Annotated in this window: 5 protein-coding genes, 2 tRNA genes and 1 rRNA gene; all 8 read right to left on the reverse strand. The window is 54.0% G+C overall.

Translation table 11 applies throughout. The annotated features are described in order from the left end of the window. Position 1: 1 nt before the first annotated feature. The 8 genes from KQI26_RS08665 to KQI26_RS08700 all read right to left on the reverse strand — a co-directional run bounded on the left by KQI26_RS08665 (position 2) and on the right by KQI26_RS08700 (position 7,778). Positions 2–1,447, reverse strand: a complete 1,446-nt coding sequence (locus KQI26_RS08665; protein WP_216504104.1) for an aminotransferase class I/II-fold pyridoxal phosphate-dependent enzyme — start codon at positions 1,445–1,447, stop codon at positions 2–4. Beyond that, entirely contained in the window at positions 1,447–2,226 is a 780-nt protein-coding gene (gene speD / locus KQI26_RS08670; protein ID WP_118428480.1) for an adenosylmethionine decarboxylase, read from the reverse strand. The genes KQI26_RS08665 and speD overlap by 1 nt, the downstream gene beginning before the upstream one ends. Before the next feature lie 385 nt (positions 2,227–2,611). After that, positions 2,612–4,237: an amidohydrolase family protein gene (locus tag KQI26_RS08675; RefSeq protein WP_216504105.1), complete on the reverse strand. Its 1,626-nt coding sequence runs from the start codon at positions 4,235–4,237 to the stop codon at positions 2,612–2,614. A gap of 273 nt (positions 4,238–4,510) precedes the next feature. Continuing rightward, on the reverse strand, positions 4,511–5,383 hold the full coding sequence (locus tag KQI26_RS08680; RefSeq protein ID WP_118747270.1) for a DUF975 family protein: 873 nt from the start codon (positions 5,381–5,383) through the stop codon (positions 4,511–4,513). A gap of 48 nt (positions 5,384–5,431) precedes the next feature. Then, the gene (locus KQI26_RS08685) at positions 5,432–7,039 is read right to left on the reverse strand and encodes a VanW family protein (RefSeq protein WP_216504106.1); all 1,608 of its coding nucleotides are present in this window, start codon (positions 7,037–7,039) and stop codon (positions 5,432–5,434) included. A gap of 376 nt (positions 7,040–7,415) precedes the next feature. Continuing rightward, positions 7,416–7,532 (reverse strand): 5S ribosomal RNA (rrf, locus tag KQI26_RS08690). Between the two features lie 40 nt (positions 7,533–7,572). Continuing rightward, a tRNA-Glu gene (locus KQI26_RS08695) sits at positions 7,573–7,647 on the reverse strand. Between the two features lie 55 nt (positions 7,648–7,702). Further along, a tRNA-Lys gene (locus tag KQI26_RS08700) sits at positions 7,703–7,778 on the reverse strand. Positions 7,779–7,904: the final 126 nt, after the last annotated feature.

Raw genomic sequence — 7,904 nt, forward strand, 5'->3', positions numbered from 1 at the left:
CTCATTCTCCTTTCAGCACATTGAGCCGGGTCACATCCATGCTTTCCGGCCCGGTGAGCACGCAGCCCTTGCTCTTGGCATACTGGATATAATCGATGATGGCCCGGGTGATCTTCTCGCCGGGGGCCAGCACCGGGATGCCCGGGGGATAGCACATGACAAACTCGGCGCACACCTTGCCCTCGCACTCGTGGAGAGGCAGGCTGATTTTGTCGGCGTAAAAGGCCTCCTGAGGGGTGCGGATCACTTCCGGGGTGATATACTCGTCCTCCAGCATCCCTTTCCGCTCTTTTTTATAAAGGCGGCGGATCTCGCTGAGGGCGCTGATCAGCCGTTCGATGTTCTTGGTCTTGTCTCCCACAGAGATATAGGCCAGAATATTCCCCAGATCTCCGAACTCGATCTGGATATCGTATTCATCCCGCAGGATGTCATAGACTTCGATCCCGGCCAGACCCAGCCCCAGGGTGTTCACCGACAGCTTGGTGGTGTCAAAATCAAAGATGCTATCCCCGTTGACCAGGTCCTTGGAATAGACGAAATAATCCCCGATCTTCCCGATTTCCTCCCGGGCATAGCCAGCAAAGCGCTCTACCTTGTCGAAGATCTCCTGGCCCCGGGTGGCCAGATTCCGCCGGGAAATGTCCAGGCTGGACAGCAGCAGATAGGAGCCGCTGGTGGTCTGGGTCAGGTTGATGATCTGGCGCACATAATGGGGATTTACATTCTTGCCGCACAGCAGCACCGAGCTTTGAGTCAGGGAACCGCCGGATTTATGCATGCTCACCGCCGCCATATCGGCCCCGGCGGCCATGGCGGAAATGGGCATATTCCGGCCGAAATAGAAATGGGTCCCGTGGGCTTCGTCCACCAGCACCCTCATTCCCTTCTGATGGGCCGCTTCGGTGATGGACTTGAGATCGGAACAAATACCGTAATAGGTGGGATTGTTGATCAAAATGGCCTTGGCACCCGGATGGCGCTCCATGGTGGCGCGCACATCGCTGAGGGACATTCCCAGGGCAATGCCCAGACTTTTATCGCTTTGGGGGTTGATATACACCGGCGTGGCGCCGCAGAGCACCAGGGCGTTGATGACGCTTTGGTGCACATTCCGGGGCAGGATGATCTCGTCCCCTTTTTTCACATTGGAGAGCACCATGGCCTGTACCGAAGAGGTGGTGCCTCCCACCATAAAGAAGGCATGGGCTGCTCCGAAAGCGTCGGCGGCCAGCTCTTCGGCCTCTCTTATCACGCTGGTGGGGTGGCACAGGTTATCCAGGGGCTTCATGGAGTTTACATCCACTGAAAGGCACTGTTCTCCCAGAAAGCGGGTCAGTTCCGGGTTGCCCCGGCCCCGCTTGTGGCCGGGCACATCAAAGGGCACCAGCCGGTCCCGGCGCATCCGCTCCAGGGCTTCCTGCAAAGGAGCGCGGTCCTGATCCATCAGCCTTTCACCTCCTGAAACACATTGGCGCCGCTGAAGATCTCGATCATTTCCCGGCGCAGGGCATTGGTGATATCCAGCCGCACCTTGGGCGGGATCTCATACACATCGGAATTGAAGAGGTAATTCTGCAGCACGATGTCCTTGATCAGCAGCTTACTGTGGAACATATTGGCCTGGTACACATTGATGTCCACGGCGTCGTATTTCTGCAGAATGTCCTGGCTGATATAGTCCTGAATGGAAGTGATGGAATGATCGATGAAGATCTTTTCCCCTTCCATGTTCCGGGTAAAGCCCCGGACTCTGTAATCAATGGTGATGATATCGGAGTCAAAGCTGCCGATGAGAAAGTCCAGTGTGGACAGCGGGGTGATCTGGCCGCAGGTGGCCACATCGATATCCACCCGGAAGGTGGCGATGGAGGTCTCCGGATGGTATTCCGGATAGGTGTGCACCGTCACATGGCTTTTGTCCAGATGGGCCACCACCGTCTCGCCGCTACGGTTTTTCACCATGCTCTCCTCGGCGATGAGGAAGGTGACGCTGGCCCCCTGGGGCTCATAGTCCTGCTTGGAGATGTTGAGCACCGTGGCGCCGATCATCTCGGTGAGGCGGGTCAGGATCTCGGTGAGACGATCAGAGTTATATTGTTCGTTGATATACTTGATATAATCCTGCTGCTCCCGGGCTGTTTTGGCATAACAGATGTCGTAGATATTAAAGCTCAGGGACTTGGTCAGGTTGTTGAACCCATACAGTTTCATTTTTCCGCCCATGACGCACCTCCGAAAAAAAAGATGTACCACAGCGTACTGCGGTACATCTTGTCAAATCGGCCAACAGACAGGCGCCTTGGGTGGAAAGCCCCTGGGCCGCCCTTTTGATTTTTAGAGTCTGTATAGTAAGAACTACTTTTACTACTCTTATTGACCATTTCACAAGCGTGTACCCTAGTACACTTTTGGTTATAAAGTAACCAACTGGCAATTAAGTTGCCAACTTATAAAAGCTGCGCCAAAGACGCAATCAATAGATGTGGGAAACCCCACAATCGGCAGTTGACCGGGCTGTCCGTATGGCCTTGCATTTCCCAGGATCAGGAAATCGGTCCAAGTCGTTCTTGCTATACGCAACGATAACACTGAAATTATAAATTTAAAATCATTTTTTGTCAAGGCTTATTGAATATTCCCCCGAAAACCCCTGCTTTTTTAAAAGGAAACGGCCCAAACGGGCATCGGTCTGCTCTCCATGGAGCAAGGCGGCCTGACCGGCCATGAACACATGATGAATCCCTTCGGGCTTCTGGAAGGGGTTTTCATAGGTGGCTTTGTCGGTCACTTTCTCCCCGTCAAACACCGTGATATCGGCCTGCATTCCCGGCCGGAGAATACCTCTGTCTTTCAGGCCGATGATCCGGGCCGAAAGGCCGGTGATCCGGTGTACCGCTTCCTCCAGAGTGCAGAATCCCTTCTCCCGGGCCAGACGCAAAAAGCAAGGGAAGGTGCCGAAATTCCGGGGATGGGGTTTGCCTTCGTTTTCTTCCGGCGCCAGGGGCAGGGACACGCCGTCGGAGCCGATGGCAAAATCTTTTTGGGACAGCATATAATCCACATCTTCCTGGCACATGGCAAAGGAAATGCAGGTGGCCTGGGCCTGGGTCTCCACCGTCACCTGGGCGATGGTTTCGGCCATGGACAGCCCCAGCTCCTGGCTGAGCTGCCAGATGTTCTTGCCGTCCGCCGGGGGATACCGTCCCTCGGTGGTGACCACATAAAGCCCTTCCCCGTCTTCCTTTGTGGAAAAACGCTCTTCCAGCTGGCGGATGATCTCTCCCCGCTTTTCCGGGTCTTGCAAGATAGCCACAGCCTTTTCTTTCCCCCCCTGGATGGTCCACTTGGGGAAGGAATTGGTGATGCCAGAAGAGGCGGCCAGATAGGGATACAGATCCACCGTCACATGAATTCCGTCCTTCTGGGCTTTCCGCACATTGTCCACAAACTCCGGCGCTTTGCCCCAGGCTGCCCGGCCGCTGGCTTTGAAATGAGCAATATGCACATGGGCCCCGGTGCGCCGGTTGATCTCGTACATCTCCTCCAGGGAGCGGGGCGTACCCAGGCCCTGATCCCGCATATGGGAGGTAATAATGCCCTGATAGCGGGCCACCACTTCTCCCAAAGCGCACAACTCCTCCTGGTCAGAGGACACACCAGGGGTATACCCCAGCCCCAGGGACAGGCCCCAGACTCCATGGGCCATATCCTCATCCAGCAGCCGCTTCATCTCCTCCAGCTCTTCCTTTGTGGCCGGCCGGTCCTCATACCCCATCACGCCGCAGCGCAAAGCGCCGTGGCCGATGAGCGGCACTAGATTGGTGCCCATCTTTTTGCCGTCCCGCTGTACCTTTTCCAAAAACTCACCAAAGGAGGCCGAAGCATAGTCCCGTACTGCCGCATCGGCAAAGCCTCGTATGCGCTCCATGTGCTCCGGCGGGCAGGGATAGATGGTGGAACCACACTGGCCCGCCAGCTCGGTGGTCACACCCTGATAGATCCGGGATTCTCCCCGGTCATCCCGGAGAAAATAGGTATCTGAGTGGGAATGAATGTCGATAAACCCTGGGGCCACCACCAGGCCCTGAGCATCGATCACCTGTCGGGCCTCCTCTACCGGAATATGGGGTTCAATCGCTGCAATTTTCTCCCCTGTGATGGCCACATCGGCTGTAAACCGAGCCTCACCTGTACCATCGATCACCGTACCATTTTTGATCAAAAGATCAAACATTTCTGCCCTCTCCACCTTTCTTCTGCCGATTTGTTCCGGCGCTTGCGATCGATGCGGCCAACACTGCACCAACACGCCGGTTTGCGGTTTATTCACTAAACACTATCATATCACAACTTTCCCCTGGCGTAAAGCAAAGGCCGTGGGATTTTCCCGGCAAAAATCAAACCATTTCCCTTCAAGGCCACAATGGAGCACAAAAAGTCCCCTGCCATGGCCACTTTTTACAAGCCATGACAGGGGACCATACATCCATCATTTTATCTTTTGCTCTTACAGGCTTTCTCCGCCCATTTCTTCGCTTTTCACCTGGTTGCGTACCCGCACATCGTTGAGGAACAGGGCCGTGCTGATATCCAGATGAGGCAGAATGCTGAAATAAAGCACCAACTGGGCCAGCAAAGTGGCGCTGGTGGTGGCCGTATTCAGATCACCGCCGGAGAAAATGGAGCACACCACTGAAATCAGAATGGCATAGCCCAAAAATTGCAGCATGGACAGCATCTGTATTCCTACATACTTCCAATAATGACCGCGGACCAGCCGACGGCTTTCCCGGATACAGCTCCAAGGTTTTTTCTCCGGCTGCTGGGCCAGCAAATAAGGCGCCGGCAAAAAGGGAACTGCCACCAGATAGGAAGGAACAATGGTGAGGAACATCAGCTGATACACCTGCATCAGCCCTTCCAGCTGCTTCTGCACATCGGTGCTTTGCAAATTGGCCACATAGTCCATCCCGGCCAGATAGGCGCCGCCAAAGATCAAAAGACCAAAGACCGCTCCGATGCACAGGAAAATCACCGACTGAAGCAGCTGCAACAGAATGGACTGGCGGATTTTTCCGGCATCTCCATACCAGGCCAACACCTTTCCAGCCTTGGTCTCCCGGCTGGAAGCCACATCGCACAGCACCTCTTTGCTTCCCACATTGGCCGGGGAGAGGATCGCCAAAGACAACAAGCTGAGCAAAAGAGTCACGATCAAAGCCCGCAAGCCCTGCGTATCGCTGAAAAGGAAGGTCTGCTGCAACACGCTGAAGGCAAGGGTAATCACCAAAAGAATACCCATGCTGGCCATACAGGTGCCGTAATTTTGACGCATCAACCCGCGGGCCATGCTGCGGATATAGAAAATGCTGAGTTTCATTCCATTTCCTCCTGGGGTGTCTCTCTATCTGGGCATCCGCTATGGGATTCAGGGTGTGGGAGTGGTTTCACTGGGGGTTTGTGTTGGTTCCGTCGGCGTGGTAGGCTCCGGCGTCGGTTCGGGCGTGGGCTCTGGTGTCGGTTCCGGTGTGGGTTCCGGAGCATGCGCAGGCCCTTGCAGGATCACCTTATCCACACGCTTATAGCTGCTGTTGTTTTCCAGTGTCCGGCTGACTTCCTTGCCGTCGATGTACACCACCCGATAAGACACCGTCTTATACCCGGGATAACCGCCATTTTTAACCTGTGTTGTTCCCGGGGCCAGAGAGGAATCCCCCTGGTAAATCACCTGGAAAGGATCATAGGACAAAGTCTGGGTGACGATCTCCACCTTCTTGTTCTGGGTCTGTGTTCCCAGCAGAGAAACCGTCAAAGAAGAACCTTTGGTGTAAGCCACCACTTTGATGGGATAATTGGTATTATTTTTGAAGCGATAGTCCACCGCTCCATAGGCCACGGTAGCGTCCTGTCCCAGCGGCACATAGCTCACATACAAGCTGTGGTTTTTCCGCTCCACGATCTCCAGATCGGCCCGGAGGGTGGCCACATACAGGGTCGAAGACACCTGACAGATGCCGCCGCCTACGCCGTCCTCGGCGCCGCCATTGGCAAAGACGGTGGCATCCTTAAAACCTGCGGCATAAGTACGGGGGCCTACTGTATCATTATAGGAAAATACATCCCCAGGGTTGAGGATCGTTCCATTGATCCTCTGGGCCGCCAGTTTCACATTGGTGGTACGCCCTGTAAGACTGGCATTGAATTTGGTGGTACTGCTGCCCAGAGTGTCCCGGAAGAGCACACTCTGCAGCTCCTCTGTGGTCACTTCCGGCTCAATCAGCTGCACCGGAATCTGCACCATCCGCTCTTCCGAAGCATCCACAGTCTGCTGGGCCTGGGCCGCATCAAACTCCGCCCCCGACTGGGAGGGAACGATGGTATTTCCCGAAGGATCGTTAGCCAAATCCAGATAGGCGCTGTGGGCCTCCACTGACAACTGGTTGTGGATATCCTCCATGCTCACCGGGCTGGGTTCTACCACCGGAGCGGTGTATTCCACCTTGCCCTCTGAGCCTTCCCGAAGATGCTTCAGCAAAAGCTCTGTCAGGTCCTCTTTGTCCACCTGATAGCCGGCCTGTCCTTTGTCCACCACCAGTGTTTCCCCTTCCAGGGTGTAGGTGGGTTCGATCACCTGCTGGCTCACCTGCTGCACAATGGGTTCCATCTGATCCAGCACTTGCTGACGATCCACATCCACCACAATGTCCACCTGAGCTCCGCCAAAGGCCGCCTGGGCAATCTGGCCAATCCGATGAAATACATTGCCTTCTCTGCCATAATCCCAGGCATTTTCCGCCGTCTGTTTCAGGTTATAGGCGGCATTCATCTGACTGATATCCAGTTGATGTTCTGCGCCGTTGACCACCATGGTCACATTCTTCAGAAGATCCTGTTTTTGAGCATACTCCTGCTCCAGGGCTGTCTGTGCTTCCTTCTGCTTCATCTTCCCCACAGAGAGATCTCCCACCTGCACACCGGGATAGATGCCCTGATACAAAAACAGGACCCCGGCCAAAGCAATGCAAACCAGCACCATAAGAGCCCCTGCTCCAATGGCGGCTATTCCTAGGGGTTTACGAAAAAAAGGACGCTTTCCATCAGCGTATTTCCCCGATGGGCTTTTTCCTTGCACTTGATTCAATTTTTCTTCCTGGGTCACTTGGGCCATTCTGCACCCTCCACTTCATAAGATCCGTCAACAGGACGGGCTTCTGCCTTCCATTATATGCTTCTCACCCCACAATAGCAATTACGAAAGGGTAACAATCCGCTTTTCCCGGCTATTTTCCCGGATTTTTTACACTTTTGCAAGCAAAACTTCACTCTATTTTTCAGGAAAGAATGAACTTTTTCTAATTTTTACCACGCTCTATGTAAAAAACAAGACAGGAACAATCCTGTCTTGTTTTTTGTGTAAGCACCGACCTATTTTCCCAGGCCGTCGCCAGCCAAGTATTTTCGGCACTCGTGAGCTTAACTTCTGTGTTCGAAATGGGAACAGGTGGACCCTCACGGTCATTGGCACTTACTATTCAATTTATATTATTAACCCCAAAAGGATAATAAACTTGGTGACCCGTAGGAGAATCGAACTCCTGTTTGCGGCGTGAGAGGCCGCCGTCTTAACCGCTTGACCAACGGGCCACATGCTGCATTTATATGAAGTCCGCTCGCTCGCAGAGCGAGCGGACATTCATGCTGGTGCACCTTCAGGGACTCGAACCCGGGACCCACTGATTAAGAGTCAGTTGCTCTACCAACTGAGCTAAAGGTGCATTTCAAATTGCGCTTTCATTGGCAAAAGCACAATGAAAACTGAACAAGGAAGGAAATTCGGAAACGAGGTTGCCCAATATTTAGGTCAAGCCCTCGGCCTATTAGTATCAGTCGACTGAACACAT

It is taken from the genome of Intestinimonas sp. MSJ-38, from assembly GCF_018917925.1.
Lineage (GTDB): Bacteria > Bacillota > Clostridia > Oscillospirales > Butyricicoccaceae > Pseudobutyricicoccus.

Excerpts from the sequence above, each read along its gene's own strand:
- KQI26_RS08665 (WP_216504104.1), bottom strand. The coding sequence starts at position 1,447 with ATGGATCAGGACCGCGCTCCTTTGCAGGAAGCCCTGGAGCGGATGCGC.
- speD (WP_118428480.1), bottom strand. The coding sequence starts at position 2,226 with ATGGGCGGAAAAATGAAACTGTATGGGTTCAACAACCTGACCAAGTCC.
- KQI26_RS08675 (WP_216504105.1), bottom strand. The coding sequence starts at position 4,237 with ATGTTTGATCTTTTGATCAAAAATGGTACGGTGATCGATGGTACAGGT.
- KQI26_RS08680 (WP_118747270.1), bottom strand. The coding sequence starts at position 5,383 with ATGAAACTCAGCATTTTCTATATCCGCAGCATGGCCCGCGGGTTGATG.
- KQI26_RS08685 (WP_216504106.1), bottom strand. The coding sequence starts at position 7,039 with ATGGTGCTGGTTTGCATTGCTTTGGCCGGGGTCCTGTTTTTGTATCAG.